This window comes from Geobacter anodireducens, from assembly GCA_001628815.1.
In the GTDB taxonomy this organism is placed as follows: domain Bacteria; phylum Desulfobacterota; class Desulfuromonadia; order Geobacterales; family Geobacteraceae; genus Geobacter; species Geobacter anodireducens.
This window is the reverse complement of sequence record CP014963.1, coordinates 42,464-64,480: the sequence shown is the minus strand read 5'-3', so window position 1 is coordinate 64,480 and position 22,017 is coordinate 42,464. Positions and strand designations below refer to the sequence as shown.

16 protein-coding genes, 3 tRNA genes and 2 pseudogenes are annotated in these 22,017 nt (G+C 61.3%); 7 read left to right on the top strand and 14 right to left on the bottom strand.

Annotation, left to right across the window (positions count from 1 at the left end):
* Positions 1-9 precede the first annotated feature (9 nt).
* Positions 10-3,084, top strand: coding sequence for a multidrug transporter AcrB (locus tag A2G06_00270; GenBank protein ANA39085.1), 3,075 nt, complete (start codon positions 10-12; stop codon positions 3,082-3,084).
* A 73-nt stretch (positions 3,085-3,157) separates the two neighbouring features.
* Here the strand turns inward: A2G06_00270 and A2G06_00265 are convergent, their stop codons facing one another.
* From A2G06_00265 to A2G06_00240, 6 genes and pseudogenes are all read right to left on the bottom strand, one after another.
* Positions 3,158-4,345, bottom strand: a complete 1,188-nt coding sequence (locus A2G06_00265) for a branched-chain amino acid ABC transporter substrate-binding protein (protein ID ANA39084.1) — start codon at positions 4,343-4,345, stop codon at positions 3,158-3,160.
* 41 nt (positions 4,346-4,386) lie between these two features.
* A complete protein-coding gene (locus A2G06_00260) occupies positions 4,387-4,671 on the bottom strand; it encodes a hypothetical protein (protein ANA39083.1) in 285 nt (94 codons plus the stop codon).
* Positions 4,672-4,749: 78 nt separating this feature from the next.
* The gene (locus tag A2G06_00255; protein ANA39082.1) at positions 4,750-6,114 is read right to left on the bottom strand and encodes a hypothetical protein; all 1,365 of its coding nucleotides are present in this window, start codon (positions 6,112-6,114) and stop codon (positions 4,750-4,752) included.
* A 133-nt stretch (positions 6,115-6,247) separates the two neighbouring features.
* A complete protein-coding gene (glnQ, locus tag A2G06_00250) occupies positions 6,248-6,970 on the bottom strand; it encodes a glutamine ABC transporter ATP-binding protein (protein ID ANA41549.1) in 723 nt (240 codons plus the stop codon).
* A gap of 10 nt (positions 6,971-6,980) precedes the next feature.
* Positions 6,981-7,771: pseudogene (locus tag A2G06_00245) on the bottom strand (amino acid ABC transporter permease).
* Positions 7,772-8,526: pseudogene (locus A2G06_00240) on the bottom strand (amino acid ABC transporter substrate-binding protein). It abuts the pseudogene before it with no gap.
* Positions 8,527-8,719: 193 nt separating this feature from the next.
* Here A2G06_00240 and A2G06_00235 point away from each other — a divergent pair.
* The 4 genes from A2G06_00235 (at position 8,720) to A2G06_00220 (ending at position 11,713) form a co-directional block, all read left to right on the top strand.
* Positions 8,720-9,598, top strand: coding sequence for a hypothetical protein (locus A2G06_00235; protein ANA39081.1), 879 nt, complete (start codon positions 8,720-8,722; stop codon positions 9,596-9,598).
* Positions 9,599-9,641: 43 nt separating this feature from the next.
* A complete protein-coding gene (locus A2G06_00230; GenBank protein ANA39080.1) occupies positions 9,642-10,703 on the top strand; it encodes a threonine aldolase in 1,062 nt (353 codons plus the stop codon).
* A gap of 489 nt (positions 10,704-11,192) precedes the next feature.
* The gene (locus A2G06_00225; protein ID ANA39079.1) at positions 11,193-11,417 is read left to right on the top strand and encodes a hypothetical protein; all 225 of its coding nucleotides are present in this window, start codon (positions 11,193-11,195) and stop codon (positions 11,415-11,417) included.
* 65 nt (positions 11,418-11,482) lie between these two features.
* Positions 11,483-11,713: a hypothetical protein gene (locus tag A2G06_00220; GenBank protein ID ANA39078.1), complete on the top strand. Its 231-nt coding sequence runs from the start codon at positions 11,483-11,485 to the stop codon at positions 11,711-11,713.
* A 248-nt stretch (positions 11,714-11,961) separates the two neighbouring features.
* Here the strand turns inward: A2G06_00220 and A2G06_00215 are convergent, their stop codons facing one another.
* The 6 genes from A2G06_00215 to A2G06_00190 form a co-directional block, all read right to left on the bottom strand.
* Positions 11,962-14,181: an ATP-dependent DNA helicase PcrA gene (locus A2G06_00215; GenBank protein ID ANA39077.1), complete on the bottom strand. Its 2,220-nt coding sequence runs from the start codon at positions 14,179-14,181 to the stop codon at positions 11,962-11,964.
* Between the two features lie 790 nt (positions 14,182-14,971).
* A tRNA-Arg gene (locus A2G06_00210) sits at positions 14,972-15,048 on the bottom strand.
* A gap of 4 nt (positions 15,049-15,052) precedes the next feature.
* Entirely contained in the window at positions 15,053-15,538 is a 486-nt protein-coding gene (locus A2G06_00205) for a hypothetical protein (protein ANA39076.1), read from the bottom strand.
* A gap of 52 nt (positions 15,539-15,590) precedes the next feature.
* A tRNA-Ser gene (locus tag A2G06_00200) sits at positions 15,591-15,684 on the bottom strand.
* A gap of 19 nt (positions 15,685-15,703) precedes the next feature.
* Positions 15,704-15,789: transfer RNA gene (locus A2G06_00195), tRNA-Ser, on the bottom strand.
* A gap of 6 nt (positions 15,790-15,795) precedes the next feature.
* Positions 15,796-17,064 carry a serine--tRNA ligase gene (locus tag A2G06_00190; protein ANA39075.1) on the bottom strand — a complete coding sequence of 423 codons (1,269 nt, stop codon included), beginning with the start codon at positions 17,062-17,064 and terminating at the stop codon, positions 15,796-15,798.
* 91 nt (positions 17,065-17,155) lie between these two features.
* On the opposite strand from A2G06_00190, the gene A2G06_00185 reads away from it, so the two are divergent.
* Both A2G06_00185 and A2G06_00180 read left to right on the top strand, forming a co-directional pair.
* Positions 17,156-18,211: a capsular biosynthesis protein gene (locus A2G06_00185; protein ANA39074.1), complete on the top strand. Its 1,056-nt coding sequence runs from the start codon at positions 17,156-17,158 to the stop codon at positions 18,209-18,211.
* A gap of 12 nt (positions 18,212-18,223) precedes the next feature.
* Positions 18,224-18,763 (top strand): 2'-5' RNA ligase, encoded by a 540-nt coding sequence (locus A2G06_00180; protein ANA41548.1) that lies wholly within the window; start codon positions 18,224-18,226, stop codon positions 18,761-18,763.
* Between the two features lie 91 nt (positions 18,764-18,854).
* On the opposite strand, the gene A2G06_00175 is transcribed toward A2G06_00180, so the two are convergent.
* Both A2G06_00175 and dnaK read right to left on the bottom strand, forming a co-directional pair.
* On the bottom strand, positions 18,855-19,976 hold the full coding sequence (locus tag A2G06_00175) for a molecular chaperone DnaJ (protein ID ANA39073.1): 1,122 nt from the start codon (positions 19,974-19,976) through the stop codon (positions 18,855-18,857).
* Positions 19,977-20,091: 115 nt separating this feature from the next.
* Positions 20,092-22,002 (bottom strand): molecular chaperone DnaK, encoded by a 1,911-nt coding sequence (gene dnaK, locus A2G06_00170; protein ID ANA39072.1) that lies wholly within the window; start codon positions 22,000-22,002, stop codon positions 20,092-20,094.
* Positions 22,003-22,017 lie beyond the last annotated feature (15 nt).

The window sequence follows — 22,017 nt, the reverse complement described above, 5'->3', positions numbered from 1 at the left end:
GGCGCCGCCATGCTTGATCGCATAATCCGCTTATCCATAGAAAACCGCCTCATCGTGGTGGTCCTGTCGGCCCTCATCCTGGTGGTGGGGACCGTGGTGGCCCTCAGGATGCCGGTGGATGTCCTGCCCGACCTGACGGCTCCGACCGTCACCATCATGACCGAGGCCCAGGGCATGGCCCCCGAGGAGCTGGAAACCCTGGTGACCATGCCGGTCGAAAGCGCCGTGAACGGCGCCACCGGGGTACGCCGGGTCCGCTCCTACACGGTTGCCGGCCTCTCCACCGTCTGGGTGGAATTCACCTGGGGCACCGACATCTACCGGGCCCGCCAGGTGGTGAACGAAAAAATGCAGGGGCTGACCGCATCGCTCCCGGCCGGGGTGATGCCGACCCTCACCCCCATCTCCTCCATCATGGGGGAGGTGATGTACATCGGCCTCACCAGCGACCGCCACACCCCCATGGAACTGAAGGAGGCGGCCGATTTCGTTGTCCGGCGCCGGCTTCTGGCTGTTCCCGGCGTCTCCCAGGTGGTGGTCCTGGGAGGCGAAAAGCGGCAGTACCAGGTGGAACTGGACCCGCTTGGGCTCGCCTCATTCGGGGTTTCGGTGGGCGAGGTTCTGGAAGCGGTCCGGGGGAACAACGAGAACTTTGCCGCCGGCATCATGAAGAGCGGCGGCCAGGACTACCTGATCCGCGGCGTGGGACGCTACCAGACCGCCGACGACCTGGGGCGGGTAGTTGTCTCGGCCTGGAACGGCATCCCGGTCCTTGTGCGGGATGTTGCCCGCGTGGCCGTGGGCTCGGCCCTGAAGGTGGGAGATGCCAGCGTCGATACCAAGCCGGGGATTCTCATCTCCGTGGCCAAGCACCCGGAGACCAACACCCTGACCCTCACGGCCCTGCTCGACGGCAAGCTGACCGAGATCCGCAAAGGGCTCCCCGCCGGCATGGAGCTGCGGGGCGACATCTTCCGCCAGTCCGACTTCATCCAGCGGGCCATGGACAACATCCGCAAGGTCCTGGTGGAGGGGGCGGTGCTGGTGGTGGCCATCATCTTCCTCTTCCTGGGAAGCATGCGCACCACCTTCATCTCCATCGTGGCCATGCCCCTGTCGCTCATCTTCGCCATCTTCACCCTGCGGCTCTTCGACATCTCCATCAACACCATGACCCTGGGGGGAATGGCCATCGCCATCGGCGTCATCGTGGACGATGCCATCATCGACGTGGAGAACGTCTACCGACGGCTGCGGGAGAACAGCGCCAAGCCCGAGGCCCGGCGGGAACCCGCCGGCAAGGTGATCTTCGATGCCTCCAGGGAGATTCGCTCATCCATCGTCAACGCCACCCTCATCATTGTCCTGGTATTCCTCCCCCTCTTCTTTCTCTCCGGCGTGGAGGGCCGGCTCCTGAAGCCCCTGGGGATCTCCTACATGGTTTCCATCGGCGCCTCGCTCCTGGTGGCCCTCACCGTCACCCCGGCCCTCTGCTCCTACCTCCTTCCCCGGGCGCGCTTTCTCGATCGTCATGACGAGGGCCGGGTCTTCACCTGGCTCCAAAACGCCTACGGGCCGGTCCTCAACCTTGCGCTCACCCGGCAGAACCTGGTCATGGGGCTCGCGGCAGCGGCCTTCATCCTCTCCCTCATCCCCCTGGCCATGGCTGGCCGCTCATTCCTGCCCCCCTTCAACGAAGGGTCGCTCACCATCACGCTTGCCACTCCCCCTGGCACGTCCCTGGAGCAGTCGGTGGACATCGCCGCCCGGGTGGAAACGCTGGTGAAGGGACACCCCAACGTGACCCTCACGGCCCGCCGCACCGGCCGGGGAGACCTGGACGAGCACGGCAAGCCCCCCAACGCCTCGGAGATCGAGGCCCAACTGGACCTGAAAGGGCGCACGCTGGAAGAGGTCATCGGCGAGTTGCGCCACCTGACCGGTGGGATTCCCGGCACGATTGTCTCCTTCGGCCAGCCCATCAGCCACCGGATCGATCACATGATGTCGGGCACCGCCGCCAATATCGCCATTAAAATCTACGGGCCGGAACTCTTCAGGCTCAGGAGCATCGCCCAGGATATCCAGCGGACCATCGCCGGGGTACCGGGGCTTGAGGATCTGTCGGTGGAGCAGCAGGTTGACGTGCCGCAACTGCGGGTGATCCCCGACCGTGAAGCCATGGCCCGGTACAATCTCTCCGTGTCAGCCGTTGCCGAAGCGGTGGAGACCGCCACCGCCGGCACCGTGGTGACCAGGACCCTGGAGAAGGACCGGACCTACGAGGTCATGGTCCGCTTCCCCGATGAGGCGCGGGCGACGGGAAGCGCCGTGGCCGGCATTCTGGTGGACGCCCCGGGCGGGGTGAAGGTTCCCCTTGCCGCCGTGGCCCAGGTAACCAGTGCCAAGGGGCCCAACGCCATCAGCCGGGAAAACGTCCAGCGCAAGATCGTGGTCCAGGCCAATGTGTCCGGACGCGACCTGAGGAGCGTCTTCGAGGAGGCTCGGGGGCGGATCGAGGCGGGCGTGAAGCTTCCGGAAGGGTACTTTATCGAATACGGCGGCCAGTTCGAGAGCGAAGCCGAGGCGACCCGGATGATCGGGCTCCTCTCCCTGGTGTCGTTCCTCTTTATCGGACTGGTCCTCTACCTGGAGTTCCGCTCATTCCGCGACGTGGGGATCGTCATGGTCAACCTGCCGCTCGCGTTCATCGGCGGCATCGTGGCGGTCTTCATTACCGGCGGGGTCATCAACGTCTCGACCCTTGTCGGCTTCATCACCCTGTTCGGCATTGCGGTCCGCAACGGGATTCTCCTGGTATCCCACTACCGTCACCTGATGGAGGAGGGACAGCACCTGGCAGAGGCGGTTGACCGGGGCTCCCGGGAACGGCTCCGGCCGGTGGTCATGACGGCCCTGGCCGCCGGGCTGGCGCTCGTCCCCTTTGCCGTGGCTGCCCACAAACCGGGGAACGAGATCCTCTCACCCCTGGCCATTGTCATCCTCGGCGGATTGCTGAGCTCCACGGTGCTGAACATGGTGGTCCTGCCGTCGCTCTACCGGCGGTTCGGACGTCAGCTCTAGGATGATTGAACAACAAAAGCCCCACGGGAGTTATCCCGTGGGGCTTTTTCACATCGTGAAAAACAGTCGGCTCTTAGTCCATCTTGACCGGGACCTTGGCCTTCAGGGCGAATTTGCCGCCCTTTACTTCCAGAAGGGCCAGCGGTGACTTGATCGGCTCGCGGTTATCGCGGATGGTAATGGTCCCCGAGACTCCTTCATAGTTCTTGGTCTGGCCGAGGGCGGTCTTGAACACCTTCGGGTCGGCGCTGTTGGCGCGCTTCATTGCATCGGCCAGCATCATGACGCCGTCATATCCCTGGGCGTCGAAGAGACCCGGCTCGGCGCCGCTGAACTTCTTCTTGTACGCCTCGACGAACTTGGCGGTCACCGGAGAAGCCTGCTCGGGGGAGAAGCCCAGGGCGGCCATGGCGCCCTCGACCGCATCGCCGCCCAACTCGATCAGCTTCGGCGAGAAGAGGCCGTCGCCACCGAACATTTTGGCCTTGAGCCCCTGTTTGCGGGCTTCCTTCATGATGAGGGCGGCCTCGGTGTAGTAGCCGGAGAAAAAGATAACATCGGGCTTCTTGCCCTTGATGTTGGTGATCTGGGCGCTGAAATCCTTGTCGCCGTCCTTCACCTTCTCGTCGGCAACGATCTCCACCCCCCTGCTCTTGGCCGCATCGCGGAAGGTCTGGGAGAGGCCCACGCTGTAATCGTTGTTGTCGGAGGTGATGATCGCCACCTTCTTGTAGCCCAGGTCCTTGGCGAAGAAGTCGATGCAGGCCGGGATGGCGACGCTGTCCAGCAGGGTGTTGCGGAAGATGAAGTCGCCGTTCTCCACGACGCCGGGGCCGGTGGCGCCGGCGGAGAGGAGGACCACCTGGGCCTTCTGGGCGATGGGAGCCGCAACCTTGGTGATGCCGGTGGTGGGGTCGCCCACGATGGCAACGACGCCGTCACGGCTGATGAGCTTCTGGGTGACCGACGCACCTTCCTGCTTGTCACCGCGGTTGTCGGCCTCGACGATCTCGATCTTCTTGCCGAGGATGCCGCCGGCAGCGTTGAGCTCCTCGGCCGCCATCTTCATGCCGTCGAGTGTCGGCTTGCCGAACATGGCCACGTCGCCGGTAAGAGCGCCAAGGAAGCCGATCTTGATGGTGTCGCCGGCGGCCGGTGCGCCGGCCGGGGCTTCTTCCTTCTTCTTGCAGCCAAAGCCCATCGAAAGGGCGGTGGCCACTGCGGCAACGGTCAGCAGCGATGCAATTTTTCTGAATTTCATTGAATGCTCCTCCTGTTGAATGAATGGTGCAGCAGGGGGAATTACTTGCCGCCGCCCTGTTTCATCAGGACGTCGACCATCTCATTGGCTTCCTTGAGCTTCTGCTCAAGTTTCTTGAGCTCCTCGGCGGTGTAGACCCTCTTCCCCTTCTTGATCTCGGCCTGGAGCTTCTTGACCTTCTTCTGGAGGCTATCGACCTCGCCGGCGCAGTTTTTGGAGGCGAGGAGGCACATGTCCTTCTCTTCCTTGGACATTTCTGCGGCAAAGGCCGGAACGGTGGCGGAGAACGCGAACGCGGTCAGCATGAGAACAGCCATCTTTTTCATGGGATAAACCTCCTGTCGATCGGTAAGGTGGCGGACGAATGCGGCCGGGGCAGTCACTCGCCCCGGCCGTGGCCGTGTTTAGAATGCGTAGTTCAGGATGAGCGATGCCATGTAGGGATCGTCGGGAGTCTCACCGCCGGCGGCAACGCCGTCGTAGTAGTCGCCCAAGACAACATAGGCACCCCGCAGGCTGGCAGTCATGTTGTCAAAGAGCTTGTAGTCGACGGAAGCGTTCAGTTCGGTCCCCAGATACTTACCGTTGGAGCTGTTAAGGGTCTTGTCGTTCTCCTTGGCGACAGAGGCGAACCCGGCATTGACGCTGGTGGAAAGTTTGGAGGTGATGGGAAGGTCGTAGCCGACGAAGCCGGCGATGACACCCTGATCCCTGTTATTGGAAGTGTAGACCACGGCATTATCGATGGTCATGGCATAGGCATCACGGAACAGGAGCTGCATGTTGCCGTTGTAGAAGCCGTGCTCATCGTCGACGCTCTGGAAGGCATTGGTGGTGCTGCTCCCCCCCTTGTCGCCGGAGACGTAGAGGAACTCAGCCCGCGCGGTTCCGGGGCCGAGGTTGCCCCGGGCGCCCACGTTGCCGGCAAAGGCACTGACGTGGCGGGACGCCGGAGCCCGGAGGGACCCGAACTGGTAGAGGAAAAAGCCGTCAAGGGTGACCGGACCGAGATTCGCCTCGGCATTGACGCCGACGTTGTGAACGGTGTTTGTATCACCCTGCTGCTGGTCCACATAGCCAAAGTCGCCGCTGCGGTCGTCGTCGATAAAGTAATAGGCGCCACCGATTCTAATGTCCTTGGTAACGGCGTACTTGGCGGTGGCTGCCACCATGTCACGGGCCCTCTTGCCGGGAAGCGTCCCTTTATCGTCGAACCGGAAGAAACCGGCCGAGGCATCGAGATTGCCAAAGGAGCGGGAGGCAAGGAGGCCTGCCATGTCGGCGCCAAAGAGGACCCCTTTGAAGGCGTCGTCGTGGGGCTGCATGCCCACCTTTACATTGGCACCGGTAATGGGGCAGTTGAAGTCCAGGTAGACACTCTTGGTTTCGATGTTGACGGTGTCGGCCCCGATGGCGCCACCCTGGTTTCTGGCGCTGGTGTACGCCGAGTCGCCCCAACGGGAGTCGATCTCGAAGTGCGTCACGAGCTTCAGATCGTCATTGGCCTTGGCAATGTACATGAGGCGGGCCCGTTGTGCGAAATAGGTGGCAGTGGGGGCATCTTTACCGGACAGGACGGGGACTCCACCCTCATCATGGAAAGATGGATTGAAAAAACCTTGGCCGCTAAGCGACCCATTGAAATTACTCACCGCCCCGAACAGCCTGAACATGCCGTGGAATTCATTCTCCAGGGCCAGGGCCGGGACGGCGGAGGCGGCAATAGCCGCCGTTGCGGTGACTGCGATGAGCGATTTCTTGAAACCCATGTACTCCTCCTTCGTTGCGATGATTAACAACATTGTAGGGTTGTGCTGCTTCACGTCGTGCGACCAGCGATTGTCCAACCACCTCCCTTCTTTGTGAGGAAAGCGACGCCGCTGTCGCTGACTGTCGAAGTAGTCAGAGTATCTGGCTCAGGAACAGCCTGGTCCGCTCGTGGGTCGGATTCCGGAAAAAGTGCTCGGGTGTCCCTTCCTCCACGATCCTTCCCGCGTCCATGAAAATGACCCGGTCGGCAACTTCCCGGGCGAATCCCATCTCGTGGGTGACGACCACCATGGTCATCCCCTCCCGGGCGAGGCTCTTCATGACGTCGAGCACCTCGCCGATCATCTCGGGGTCAAGGGCGGAGGTGGGCTCGTCAAAGAGCATGAGCTTCGGATCCATGGCCAGGGCACGGGCAATGGCGACCCGCTGCTGCTGGCCGCCGGAGAGCTTGGCCGGATAGGCGCCCGCTTTCTCCTCCAGTCCCACCTTGCGCAGAAGCCCAATGGCCTTCTCGTCCGCCTCGGCCGTGCTCCGCTGGCGCACGACGCACTGGGCCAGGGTGATGTTCTCCAGGACGGTCTTGTGGGGAAACAGGTTGAAGGACTGGAACACCATGCCCACTTCTTCCCGCAGCTTGTTGATGTCGGTCCCCTGGCCGTAGAGATCGATGCCGTCCACCAGGATCCGCCCCGTATCGATCTGTTCCAGCTTGTTCAGAGAGCGAAGGAGGGTGCTCTTGCCCGACCCGGACGGGCCGATGATGACCACCTTCTCTCCCTCCTTCACGTCGAACGTTACCCGGTCGAGGGCCTTGAGCCCGCCAAAGTTCTTGCTTACGTCGCGTACTTCTACCATGCCGCCCCGTTCAGGTTCCCGCACTGATCCGTTCCTCCATGATTCCGATGAGCTTTGACAAGAAGAGGGTAATGATCAGATAGACGAGGGCAATGACCGTATAGGTCTCGAAATAGGTGAAGCTCTCCGACGCGAACTCCCGCCCCCGGCGCAGAATGTCGCAACCGCCAGAATGGACACCAGCGAGGAATCCTTGAGCAGGGCGATGAATTCGTTACCGATGGGGGGAAGCACGACCTTGGCGGCCTGGGGAAGGATCACGTGGCGCATGGCCTGGCCCTTGGTCATGCCAAGGGAGCGGGCCGCCTCCATCTGACCCTTGGGAATCGACTGGATGCCGGCCCTGATCACCTCGCCCATGTAGGCGCCGTAACAGACCGCCATGGCGATGATGGCGCTCGCCATGTCGGGGACGTGGACGAAGCGACCCAGGGCGTAGTAGATGTAAAAGAGTTGAACCAGCAGCGGGATGCCGCGGATGATTTCCACATAGAGGGAGGCGATGCCGTTGATGACCCGGTTGGAGGAAATGCGCCCGAGGCCGGCCACGAGACCGATGACCAGAGCCAGAAGAATGGCCCCGACGGTAACCTGAAAGGTGACCAGGATACCGTCGGGAACGAACTTGAGGATGTTGAGATAGGGGTCCGGCTTCGTGATGGCCAGAAAGGCCAGGAGGCCGATTGCGCCGATGAAGGCGATGCGCCAGGCAGTGAAGAGCCCGATGTCGCTTTTGCTCGGAATAGCCGCGCCGTCACCGACCTCGACGATAGCCGGCCGTGCCCTGTCCTGATCGATCATTTATCTGAGCCACTTCTTCCGGAGTTGCTCGTCGACCTTTTTGGCCTTGACGGCTTGATGCCCTTGTTGATCAGGGCAAGCAGTTCCTTGTCGCCCCTCTTCACTACGATGCCATAGGACTCGGCGGTAAAGGACTTGCCCACGATCTTGAATTTGTTCTTGTACTCGGTCTTCTGGAGAGCATAGTGGGCAGCGGTGGGCTCGTCGCAGACCACGCCGGCGATGCGGCCGGCGGCCATGTCCTCGAAGGCCAGGCCGATCTCGTCGTAGTTCTTGAGCTCGACGCCCTGCACTTTCTTGATTTCAAAGGCTCCGGTGGTGCCGATCTGGGCGCCGACCTTCTTCCCCTTGAGGGCGGCCAGGTTTATCCCCTTCTCAGCCTTGGGCACCACGAGAATCTGGCCGATGTTGATGTAGGGGTCGGAGAAGTCATACTGCTTTTTCCGCTCCTCGGTGATGGTGACGGAGGAGATGATGGCGTCGTAGCGGCCGGCGCCGAGCCCCGCGAAGATACCGTCCCAGGCAGTGTTCTTGAACTGGACGGCGAAACCGGCTTCCTTGGCGATGGCGTTCATGAAATCGATGTCGAAGCCGACAATCTTCTTGTTGGCGTCAACCATTTCCATGGGCGGCCAGGTGGCATCCGTGGCAACGGTTACCGTACGGCCCGCTGCCTCGGCCTGCCGGGGAACTGCAGCCGTCAGACACAAGGCGGCCAGTGTGAGTACCATCAGGGTACGACGCACGAGGTTCATAATTCCTCCCTTGATTACTGGCATTCAATGATGTTTACTGCGCCTAAACGACGCTACTTTTATGATTATTTTTTCCTGATGTCAATGGCTTTTTGCCGGTCTGTCGGCAGGTTACCGCCATTTCTGTTTACTTTTCCTTCAAAATGTTCAAAAATATTACACCATTTGTCACCTTTTCGTAACCAGACGAGCCGTGAATAAAGCAAAAGCCATCGTAGCCCTGCTCCTCACCACCTTCTTCTGGGGAATCACCTTCACCATCGTCAAGGACGCCGTGGCGCAGGTGGACGTCTTTGTCTTCCTGGCCCAGCGGTTCCTCATGGCCGTGGTGCTCCTGGTGCCGTTCTGCATCTGCCGCCGCGTGTCGCTCACCATGCAGACCGTTCGCCACGGGCTGTTTCTCGGCCTGTTTCTGTTCGGCTCCTACGCCTTCCAGACCATGGCCCTCCGGTTCACCACCGCGTCGAACACGGGCTTTCTCACGGGTCTCAGCGTAGTGCTGGTGCCCATGCTGGGCGCGCTTCTCTTCAGGCAGGCCGTCTCGCAGGGAATCAAGTGGGGGGTGGCTCTGGCCGTGCCCGGCTTGTTCCTTCTCTGCACCAACGGCGCATTCGCCCTGAACATCGGCGACGTGCTGGCCGCTGTCTGTGCCGTCTGCGTCTCCCTTCACCTGATACTCACGGGGAAGTTCGCCCGCGATAACGACGTGTGGTGGCTCACCGCCATGCAGTTGAGCACCGTGGCGCTCCTGAGCCTCCTTGTTGCCGAGGTCGGCGGCCATCGGACCATGGTCTGGCACCCGGGAATTCTCTGGGCGCTGCTGATCTGCGCCGTCTTTGCCACGGTATTCGCCTTCCTGGTCCAGACATCCATGCAGCGCGTTCTCAGCCCGGCGCACACTGCTCTCATCTTTTGCCTCGAACCCGTTTTCGCGGCGCTCTACGCCTTCTGGGCCGCCGACGAGCGCCTCGGCACCCTCGGCTACCTGGGCGCGCTTCTCATTCTTGCGGGCATGGTGATATCGGAGCTTGCCCCCAGCGGCGGATCACCCGAAACGTCTACGGCGACCTGACCCGGACGCGTCGACGCACCCTTTGCAAAAGGACGACCCGAACATGAGCACTGACAACCGCACGACCACCGAACGCCGTTACCAGTTTGCCAGCGACAACTATGCCGGAATCTGCCCCGAGGCATGGCAGGCCATGGAAGAGGCAAACCGGGGGTATGCCTGCTCCTACGGCGACGACGCCTGGACGGAACGGGCATGCCGCCTGCTGCGCGACACCTTTGGAACCGACTGCGAGGTGTTCTTCGTCTTCAACGGCACAGCGGCCAACTCACTGGCGCTGGCATCCCTCTGCCAGTCGTACCACAGCATCATCTGCCACGAGACATCCCATATCGAAACCGACGAATGCGGGGCCGCCGAATTTTTTTCCAACGGCACCAAGATACTCCTGGTTCCCGGCCCCAACGGCAAGGTCGACCCGGACGCCGTTGAGCACACGGTCAAACGACGCCTCGACATTCATTACCCTAAGCCCAAGGCCCTCAGCATCACCCAGGCAACGGAACTGGGTACCCTCTATTCCGTGGATGAAGTGCGCGAACTGGGCCATCTTGCTCGACGCCTGGATCTCCGAGTCCACATGGATGGGGCCCGCTTTGCCAACGCCGTTGCCGCCCTCGGCGTCCACCCCAGCGAGCTCACCTGGAAGGCCGGGGTCGATGTGCTCTGCTTCGGCGGAACCAAAAACGGCATGGCCGTTGGTGAAGCGGTCGTATTCTTCAACCGGGAGCTTGCCCAGGAGTTCGACTACCGCTGCAAGCAGGCGGGGCAGCTGGCCTCGAAGATGCGCTTTCTCGCCGCCCCCTGGATCGGCATGCTGGAAAGCGGTGCCTGGCTGACCCGCGCAGCCCATGCCAATGCCTGCGCAGCCAAGCTCGAAGCCCGGCTCCGCGACATCCCCGGCGTCGACATCCGGTTTTCCCGCCAGGCAAACTCGGTCTTTACCGATCTCCCACCAGGGGTAGCCGAGGCACTCCATGGGCGGGGATGGCACTTCTATACCTTCATCGGCTCCGGAGGGGCGCGCTTCATGTGCTCCTGGGAAACGAGCGACCAGGACATCGAACTGCTGGCGGCGGACATAGCATGCTGCTGTAATACGTAGCAAGGAAGGCCGGATACAGCGCGCGGAGCACCGCACCAGAGACATGCTAAAACGCAAGGTACCTACTCGACAGCATAAACAGGTTTTGTCTCAGTATCAGCGGAATAGGCGGAGGGCTGAGCACCACAACAGGCGGCCTCCCCAGCAGTTTTTCAATCGGCCACAGAGTCTGCCTGCTGGAGCCGCCACTCTTCATACATGAGATGTATGTAATTTAAATGCACCCTGGCCGCACACATCCCTTCAATGTTTTCGAGCAGTTGCACCTCACCCCTGGCCCTCGCCCCCACCGTGCTCCCTTTTCATGTATACCCACCCCATACAATAGACGGTCTATGCCTGCTCCACTCCTCATGTCTTGAAAAATTAAATCCTTTAATTTCAATAGATTACATGCTTTATCAACTCTCATCTCCACTATGGCACGATCGCTGCTATATAAAAGACAAAACCAACCGGTCACCACCGGCGGGCAATGAGGAGGGAGTCATGAAAACCACAGCCATCGCACTTATCGCCACGATCGCAACCGCAACCACCGCCTTTGGTGCCAGTGGCGCCGCCATTGACGAAGGCGGGTTCCTCGCCCCTCTCTTCCTGGCTTTTGGAGCCGCCATTGTCGCCTTCCAGACCGTTCCCGCCTTCATGCTGATGGGATCGATGCTGAAGGGACTCTTCGCGCCGAAGGTGGAAGAAGGAGCCACGACTCGCTGACAGACACCTACAAGGGTGCTGCCCGCCGAGGCAGCACCGGAGAGGGATACGGAAAGGAGACAGCCATGAAAGCGAACGTTGCAGCCAGCACACTGGCAATGGTTCTTGGGAGCGTAACATCGGCCCTGGCGGCGTCAGGGGCACGGGAAGACAATAGTGGAGTGCTGGTATGGATCTTCCTCGGCTTCTGTGCACTGATCATCGTGGCACAACTGGCCCCCGCGGTTCTTACCATGATCGGAATGGCCAAAGGCGTGGCCGAGAGCGTAGGCCGCAAGGCGGTGGCAAAGAACTAGGGACCGTCCTGCAGAAAGGAGGATGCACAAGAAAACATGACCATGAAGAGTACCACCGCATGAAAAGGCCGCCCCTCCGGCAGGAGAGACGGCCTTTTTGCATGTCCGGTATCCCGGGAAGGCCGGCCGAGGCAGTCTGATCGAGGCCAGGGTGCAGGCAAGGCCGGCAGGATGGTTTCTGTCAAGGAGGTACAGTGCCTGCAGCGGCCAACAAATCGAATTTACGTGAAGGAATCACCTGATAAGGGCTAGGCCCGCTCCAGACCGGCAAAACGGACCAGAAGCTTCTTCGGTCCCACTGCGTTGAACCAAACGATTACCTTCTGCTCGTCCCCCTGGCCTTCAATCTTGCGGATTGTGCCGACGCCGAACTTGCCGTGCCGCACCTTCATGCCGAGCCAGACTCCACTTTCCTCGGGCTCGTCGGGGACGATTTCCACGTCGGCGAAATCCGGTTCAATCTCGGTTTCGAGGATGGAGGCCAGGTTGTGGCGGGCGGGCTCCCGTCCCCGCCCGGCAGCGTCGGACGAGAAGGAGCCGAATGCCGGCTGCGACCATTCATCCTCCAGATCCAGGAGGTTCCGGGGAATGTCGGCGATGAAGCGGGAGGGCATGTTCACCTGGTCCTGGCCAAAGATCCGCCGGCGCCGGGCATTGGTGAGGCAGAGCCGCTCCCGCGCCCGGGTCATCCCCACGTAACAGAGCCGGCGTTCCTCCTCCATGGCTTCGGGGTCGTCCAGGGAGCGGACATGGGGAAAGAGCTTCTCCTCCATGCCGATCATGAAAACCATGGGAAACTCGAGCCCCTTGGCCGCGTGCAGGGTCATGAGCGTTGCCGACTCGCGGCCCGTGCCGCTACGCTCCAGATCCGAGACGAGGGCCACCTGTTCCAGGAACGGAGCAAGTCCCCGCTCATCGCTGGTCCGCTCGAACTCTTCCATGGCAGCCACGAGTTCCTGAAGGTTGGCGAGCCGGTCCGCGGCCTCGTCGGTCCGCTCCTGCCGGAGCCGGTCGGCGTAGCCTGACTCTTCGATGATGCGGGTGGTGAGCTCTGCCAGGGGGAGTTGGTCGCGCAGGGCGAAAAACCTCTCCATGACTGCGGCAAAAGCAGCCACCTTACCCCGGGGTGCCGAGGAGAGAAGTCCGCCGGTGGCCGCTTCTCCCAGGGCATCGAGGACGGTGATCCCCTGGCGGACGGCCAGTTCGGAAACCTTGTCCACGGTGCCGGGGCCGATCCCCCGGGCCGGGACGTTGATGATCCGCTTGAGCGAAACCTCATCCGCCGGGTTTGCCAGAACCCGCAGATAAGCGAGGATGTCTTTTACCTCCATCCGCTCATAGAACCGCATGCCGCCCACCATGTGGTAGGGGATGCCGTCGGCCACCAGAGCGTCTTCCATCACCCGGGACTGGGCGTTGGTGCGGTAGAAGACCGCCACGTCCCGCAGATCGCCGCCACGGCGAACGTATCGCTCGATCTCGCGGCAGACGAAGCGGGCCTCCTCCCGCTCGTCGGCCAAGCGACGGTAGACGATGGGATCGCCCGGCGGGTTTTCGCTCCAGAGGGCCTTGGCCTTCCGGCCCCGGTTGCGTGCCACCACTGCTCCCGCCGCCGCAAGGATATTCCGGGTGGAGCGGTAGTTCTGCTCGAGCTTGATGGTGGTGACACCGGGGAAATCCTTCTCGAAGTCAAGGATGTTGCGGATGTCTGCCCCGCGCCAGCGGTAGATGGACTGATCGTCGTCCCCCACCACGCAGAGGTTGCGGTGTTCGCCGGCCAGCAGTCGCACGAGCCGGTACTGGATGGGGTTGGTATCCTGATATTCGTCCACCAGGATCCAGCGCCACTGGTCCCGGTAGCGCTCCAGCACGGCGGGGTGCACTTCGAAGAGCCGCACGGTCAGCATGATGAGGTCGCCGAAGTCGAGGGCGTTGCACTTCTTCAACCGTTTCTGGTAGGCGGCGTAGACACGGCCGACAACCTCACCGGTGAAGGTGTCCGCAGGGAGATCCTCCGGTGCAAGCCCCCGGTTCTTGCAGTCGTCGATGGCCGAGGCAAGCGAAGCCACGGGGAAACGCTTCTCGTCCAAGCCGAGCCCGGCCATCACTTCCTTCAGGAGCTTGCCGGAGTCCTTGTCGTCATAGATGGCAAAGGCGGAATCGTAGCCCAGGTGGTGGATTTCCCGGCGAAGGATCCGCGCGCAGGTGGAGTGGAAGGTAGCGATAAGGGGCGCCTCCCCTCCCACGAGCTTTTGCACCCGTTCGCGCATCTCGCCGGCGGCCTTGTTGGTGAAGGTCACGGCAAGGATCTGCGGGGCGGGAACTCCCCGCTCACGGACCAGGTGAGCGATCCGGTGGACGATGACCCGGGTCTTGCCGGAGCCGGCACCGGCCAGAACCAGGAGCGGACCCTCGCCGTGGAGGACCGCGGCCCGCTGGGGCGGGTTGAGATTTTTCAGAAGATCCATGGGGTTAGCCTTTGCAACCATCCGGTACGTTGGGTTAATCACAGGGGACACTGCGGGTTAGGGAGGAGATTCCTCTCAATTACGGGCCATTCACGGGACCTAGTTTCGCGGGCAGACAGTCACCTTGCCGGTGAAATGCTCAACGTGTCTTCCTCTGAGTCCTTTGCGGTAAATGCTTTCGCCGGCCGTTTTGGGTTGAAGCATACCATAGTTGCGGCCTGCCTGAATTTAGTCAAGAATTGTTTATGGCATAATTCGTTAAGCCTGATCTCTGTGTCAGGTGCCGGTGGATATCCGACTCAGCGATGTCAGTTCACTCACTGTACCTAGCGGGGTAGGAATAGTTGAACAAAAAGCCTCTCCTGTTGGGGATCAACGGAAGAGGCTGGTCATTTCAGGCCCCCCCTATAGCAGCCTGCCTGGTTACAGCCTTCCGTAGCAGCGGGCTTGGTGTAACGCGGGGCCGTGCTGGTGATGTCTTCTCCTGTTTGAGGGCGATCTCCCAAGGTCCTTCTTCTGCGTTATCTCGACGTTGCCAAAAGTCGGCTTCACTTTATCGGGTCGCTCCGGGCGAGTTTTGATCAATTCTACAACGGAGCCAACCAGTCTTCTGGTAAGATCGAGCGGGCGGCAGTCGGCTCTGGCTCTGCACTGTCACGCCTTGTCATGCCTCCCGCAATTCAACGGCTACCGGGACTGCGCAATTTCAACACGTTAGCCTATAGTCACGATACTGTCTCACATACAACGACAAAGGGGCTACGGTGCAAACCGTAACCCCTTGTTTTAATGGCGCGCTCGAAGAGATTCGAACTCCTGACCCCCAGATTCGTAGTCTGGTGCTCTATCCAGCTGAGCTACGAGCGCATTGTTAATTGGCGGGAATAAAATCCACCAGCGTAAAACCGTACTTGGGATGGTTGAAGGCATGGGTTGTCGGGTACAGAGAGAACAACCACCCTTTGAAAACTTCTTTTCCCCCCTCCAGAATCCGGATCTGTGCAGCCGGATTCTTCGGCTCGTTGGACTGGGAGGTAAGAGTTGTCCCGTCCATCGTGAAGTGAGGCAGGAAATTGTCTACCGCTATCGTGAGATTGCTCTCCGGAATTGCCAGTTCAGCCCCGACGTTGACGGTATAGACCGACTCCTTGTTGGCGGCCTTATCGGTAACGGCTATCTTTACTGACTTCCACTTCCCCTTAACCTTATCCGGGACAACAACTACCGATTCCTTCTTTGTCGCCTGGCCGTGCTGCGTTCCGGCGTCGCCGCCGACTTTCTGCTCTTCCTTCTGAGAGCACCCGACAACAGCTACCACGGCAAGGGCAACGACCACCAGCCTGAACAACACCTTCACGTGTCCTCCTCGTCTCCAGAACCTTACCGCGATGACACGGGCTATAGATATCTGGCGGAGAGAGAGGGATTCGAACCCTCGATACAGGTTTTGCCCGTATACTCGCTTAGCAGGCGAGCGCCTTCGACCTACTCGGCCATCTCTCCGATCGTTGTTTGTCAATTATGGCGGAGGGAGTAGGATTCGAACCCACGGAACTTTCGTTCAACGGTTTTCAAGACCGCCGCCTTAAACCACTCGGCCATCCCTCCGAAAGCCTAGCCGATCTTCTGCAGTCCCCCCATGTACGGCCGGAGCACGTCCGGGATTACTACCGACCCGTCTTCCTGCTGGTAATTCTCAAGGATGGCCACCAGCGTTCTACCGACTGCAAGCCCCGAACCGTTCAGCGTGTGGACGAATTCAGGCTTTGATTTTTCGTCTTCCCTGAACCGGATCGAGGCCCGCCGGGACTGGAAATCCTCGAAGTTGCTGCACGAAGAAATTTCCCGATAAGTCTCCTGGCCGGGAAGCCAGACTTCAATATCGTATGTTTTGGCAGCTGAAAATCCCATGTCGCCGGTACAGAGTTCAACGACCCGATAGGCCAGTCCGAGCTGGCGCAACACCTCTTCGGCATTGGAGAGCAGTTTTTCCAGCTCATCATAGGATGCCGCAGGATGAACAAACTTCACCAGCTCGACTTTGTTGAACTGGTGTTGCCGTATGAGTCCGCGGACGTCCTTGCCGTAGGAGCCGGCCTCCTTGCGGAAGCACGGGGTGTAGGCCGTGTAGCTGAGCGGCAGGTCTGCGGCTTTGAGGATTTCAGCGCGATGAATATTGGTAACGGGAACCTCTGCCGTGGGGATGAGGAAATAATCGACCCCTTCCAGATGGAAGAGGTCGTCCTCAAACTTGGGCAACTGACCGGTTCCGGTCATGCTTTCCCTGTTTACCATGAAGGGCGGGAGCATTTCAAGATAATTGTGCCGCTCGGTGTGCAGGTCGAGCATGAAATTGACGAGAGAGCGCTCCAGTCGGGCACCTGCGCCGCGATAGAGCGTGAACCGCGCACCGGTAAGCTTCGCTCCCCGCTCAAAATCGAGTATGCCGAGCCCTTCGCCTATCTCCCAATGGGGCTTGGGGTCAAACGCAAAACAGGGGGGTTCACCCCATGTCCGCACCTGACGGTTGTCCGCTTCCGACGCTCCGACGGGTACCGTCGGATGCGGCACATTGGGGACCGTCAGCAGCACCATCTGCAGCTCATCCTCAATGCCGCGTAACTCGTCGTCGAGCCCCTTGATCCTGCCCCCCACCTCACGCATCTCGGCGATCTTGTCCTGAATCTGGCTCTTGTCCTTGACCTTGCTGATGGCCTCGGATGCGGAGTTTTTCAACGCCTTGAGCGACTCGCTTTCCGCAAGGAGCGTGCGCCGGCGCTCGTCCAACTCGCGAAACCGGCCGAGACTCACCTCGGAGCCCCGGGTGGCAAGCCGCGCTTCCACCTCTTGCAGATTCTCTCGCAGATATTTGGCGTCAAGCATTGGTTCAAGCCTTTACTTTTGCGACATGAAAGTTATAGTGTTTAGCACTAACCTGCGAATTAGTCAATATTTTTGTGCCCCCGGAGCAGAAATGACCTTCTTCCCCGCCGCATTGAGCCTCGTGCTCGCGTTGCTCGCGGTCCCTGCCGGGGCTCTGGCCGAGCGCATCAGCCTGTCCTTTGTGGGTGATGTGATGCTGGCCGGCAGCGCAACCGACACCCTTCAGCGGTACGGCTATAGCTATCCGTTTGCCGCCACCGCCGCAGAGCTGCGACGCAGCGACCTGGTGGTGGGCAACCTGGAGGCCCCCCTCACCGAGGGGGGACGCGAGTTCCGCGCCAAACGTTTCCGCTTCAAGGCTTCTCCCGCTGCGGCAGCGGCCCTGAAACGGGCCGGCTTCTCGGTCATGACACTGGCCAATAACCACATGATGGACTTTGGCGCCGAGGGGTTGAGCGACACGATCCGCCACCTCAATCGTAACGGCATCGCCTTCGCGGGAGCAGGGTCGTCGATCGCGGATGCCCGGCGCGAAGCGTCCGTGGCGGTCAGAGGGCAGACCGTTGCCTTTCTGGCCTACTCGCTCACCCAGCCGATCGAATTCTTCGCCGCTGCGGGACGCCCCGGCACCGCGCCCGGCTATGCCGGCCACTACCCCGCGGATATCCGACGGGTCCGCAGCAGCGCCGATCATGTGGTCGTCTCCTTCCACTGGGGACAGGAACGGGCCGCGCTACCATCGCCCCACCAGATCGAAGCAGCCCATCGCGCCATCGATGCAGGGGCTGACGTCGTCATCGGCCACCACCCCCATGTCCTCCAGGGAATCGAAATCTATCGCGGAAAACCGATCTTTTACAGCCTCGGCAACTTTGCCTTCGGCAGCCGGAGCCCCTCGGCCGACCGGAGCATCATCGCCCGGGTCACCCTCGGCAAAGGGCCGCCGGTTGTGGAGGTCATACCCCTCAACGTCCTTTTCCGCGAGGTGCGCTTCCAGCCGACCATCCTCACGGGCCGCAGGGCAGCGGACGTGGTGGACCGGCTGAATCGCCTGTCAGCCCCTTTTGGCACGGTCGTCACCTCCACCGCTGGCAGCCATCTCGTCGCGCCTGCGGAGCCGAATGCGCGGCTCGCCAGCAGGCAGTGAATGGAGCAGGCCATGTATCGTCTTTTCGTTGCCATTGATCTGCCCGATTCCATCAGGGCACAGCTTGCCGATCTCGGCCGGGAACTGGACGATGCCCGCAGAGTTCCGCCTGACCAGCTCCATCTGACCCTCCGCTTTATCGGAGGCGCGGACAACGAATGCCTTCAGCGGATCAAAGACGCCCTGGCGACCGTCACGTCACCACCTTTTAGCCTGGCCCTGGCAGGGGTCGGCTGTTTCCCATCCCCAGGGCGCCCCCGCGTGATCTGGGCTGGGATCACCGCCGACGAGCGGCTGGTCCTCCTGCAGGGCGCGGTGGAAAAGGCCGTTGCAGCGGCGGGGATCCCCCCGGAGGAGCGCCGGTTTTCCCCGCACATAACGCTGGCGCGCCTCAAGGATGCCGAATCGACGGGTTTCACCGTTTTTAAGGCCAAACAGGGCGGGTTCAGAACGGAGCCGTTCACCGTGGAGGCATTCCACCTCTATTCGAGCACCCTGACTGCGGACGGCGCCCTGCACCGGCGCGAGGCATCCTATCCATTGAACGGCTGACCGAAAGAAAAGGGGAGGGGAAAGAAGCAGAAACGGCCGCCTCTTTTCAATGAAAGATGGCGGCCGTCGCAGGTGATGGGGCAACCGTCTGTCAACTGATAAAATCCATCACTTTGTCGAAAAAGCTCTTTTTCATGGGATGGACATCTTCGCCGCTGATGCGGGCGAACTCCTCCAGGAGTTCCCGCTGGCGCTTGTTGAGGTTTGACGGAGTCTCCACCTTGATGATGACGAGCTGGTCTCCGCGGCCGTAGCCCTGGAGCTGGGGAACTCCCTTGCCGCGCAGCCTGAAGATGCGTCCCGACTGGGTCCCCTCGGGAATCTTCATGGAAACCTTGCCATCGAGGGTCGGCACCTCGATCTCGCAGCCGAGGGCCGCCTGCACGAAGCTGACGGGAATCTCGCAGAGAACGTCGTTGTCCTCGCGAGTAAAGATGGGATGCTCCCTGACCGCAATGGCCACATAGAGGTCGCCGTTGCCCCCGCCCTTGATTCCCTGCCCCCCCTCGCCAGTGAGCTTGAGCCTGGTGCCGGTTTCGACCCCGGCCGGGACCTTGACCGACAGGGTCTTGGTGTCACGGACCATGCCACTGCCGCGGCATGAGGTGCAGGGGTTCTCCACCACGCGCCCTTCACCGTTGCAGTGGTTGCAGGTCTTGCTGACACTGAAGAATCCCTGCTGGAAACGAACCTGGCCAGCGCCGCGACAGGTGGGGCAGACCTTCGGCTCGGTCCCCGGCGTGGCGCCGCTGCCCCCGCAATCGCCACAGCGCTTGCCGTAGGGGACCTGAATCTCCTTCTCCGCGCCGAACGCGGCCTCCTCAAAGGAGAGTTCCATGTTGTACTGCAGGTCGTCGCCGCGGCGGCCGCGACTGCCGCGGGGGCGGCCGCCGAAGATATCGCCGAAGATATCACCGAAAATGTCGCCAAAGGGGGTGCCGGCGCCGAAGCCGCCGAAGCCGCCCCCCGAAAAGCCGCCGGCACCGACCCCGGCATGGCCGAACTGATCGTACTGGACCCGCTTCTGGGGATCCGACAGGACCTCATAGGCCTCGGTAATCTCCTTGAACTTCTCCTCCGCTTCCCTGTCATCGGGATTCTTGTCCGGATGGTACTGGATGGCAAGCTTGCGAAAGGCCTTCTTTATTTCCGTATCCGAGGCGTTCTTGTGGACGCCCAGAACCTCATAGTAGTCGCGTTTCTCTGACGCCAAAATCGATCCTTTCCAATGCAAAAAGCAGCACCGAGATCCACTCCCCTGCTGCTCCGCATGGTTGATTGGTAGACGGGAAGAGGGGGGCGTTCACGCCACCCCTCTCCCCATTCGGCTACTTCTTGTCGTCCTTGACCTCTTCGAAATCAGCGTCAACAACCTTCTCGTCCGCGGCAGAGGGTTCACCCGCCGCTTCACCGCCCGGCTGGCCGCCTTCGGCCTGGGCCTTGGCGTAGACCGCCTCGGCCAGCTTGTGGGAAGCCTGGGTGAGCTCATCCGTGGTCTTCTTGAGGACGTCTACATCGCTTCCCTCCATGGCCTTTTTGAGGTTTGCAAGGCATTCTTCAATCTTGGCCTTCTCGTCGGCGCCAATCTTGTCCCCGTATTCCTTGAGGGACTTCTCGGTTGAGTAGATGAGGGTATCGGCGTGATTACGGGCCTCCACCAGCTCCCGCTTCTTCTTGTCATCGGCGGAATGCGCTTCGGCCTCCTTGACCATCTTGTCGATCTCATCCTTGGAGAGGCCGGAGGAGGCGGTGATCCTGATGGATTGCTCCTTGCCGGTGCCCAGGTCCTTGGCGGAGACATGGACGATGCCGTTGGCGTCGATGTCGAAGGTTACCTCGATCTGGGGCACTCCGCGGGGTGCCGGCGGGATGCCGGTCAACTCGAAATTCCCCAACGTCTTGTTGTCGATCGCCATCTCCCGCTCGCCCTGGAGCACGTGGATGGTTACCGCCGGCTGATTGTCGCTGGCCGTGGAGAAGACCTGGCTCTTGCGGCACGGGATGGTGGTGTTCTTCTCGATGAGCTTGGTCATGACGCTGCCGAGGGTCTCGATGCCGAGCGAGAGGGGGGTCACGTCGAGCAGCAGCACGTCCTTCACGTCGCCCCTGAGCACCCCGCCCTGGATGGCTGCGCCGATGGCGACCACCTCATCGGGGTTCACCCCCTTATTGGGAACCTTGCCAAATATCTCCTGGACCCTCTTCTGGACCGCCGGCATGCGGGTCATGCCGCCGACCAGGATCACTTCGTCCACCTCGGAGGGGGACAGGCCGGCATCCTTGAGAGCGGTGCGGCAGGGCCCCTCCAGCTTGTTGAGCAGGTCGGCACAGAGGGCTTCGAGCTTCGCCCGGGACAGCTTCATGGTGAGGTGCTTGGGCCCGGTGGCGTCGGCGGTGATAAAGGGAAGGTTGATGTCGGTCTCCATGGAGGTGGAGAGCTCGCACTTGGCCTTCTCGGCGGCCTCCTTGAGGCGCTGCAGGGCCATCTTGTCGCCGCGCAGGTCGATTCCCTGATCCTTCTTGAACTCGTCGGCGATCCAGTCGATGACCCGCTGATCAAAGTCCTCGCCGCCGAGGAAGGTGTCGCCGTTGGTGGACTTCACCTCGAAGACGCCGTCTCCCAGTTCCAGGATGGAAATATCAAAGGTTCCGCCCCCCAGGTCGAAGACGGCGATCTTCTCGTCCTTCTTCTTGTCGAGGCCATAGGCCAATGCGGCGGCGGTCGGCTCGTTGATGATCCGCAGGACGTTCAGGCCGGCGATCTTGCCGGCGTCCTTGGTGGCCTGGCGCTGGGAGTCGTTGAAGTAGGCCGGGACGGTGATGACCGCGTCGGTCACGGTCTCGCCCAGGTAGTCCTCGGCGGTCTGCTTCATCTTCTGGAGCACCATGGCCGAGATCTCGGGGGGCGAGTACATCTTGCCGCGCGCCTCAACCCAGGCGTCGCCGTTGTCGGCCTTGACGATCTTGAAGGGGGAGATGGAGATGTCCTTGCGGACCTCTTCCGTATCGTACTTGCGGCCGATGAGCCGCTTGATGGCGAACAGGGTGTTCTCCGGATTGGTCACCGCCTGGCGCTTGGCCTGCTGGCCCACCAGCCGCTCGCCGCTCTCGGCAAAGGCAACCATGGACGGGGTGGTGCGACTTCCTTCTGCGTTGGCTATGACAACCGGCTCACCACCTTCCATGACGGAAACGCAGGAGTTGGTGGTGCCGAGGTCGATACCGATTACTTTGCTCATGAGTATAATCCTCCT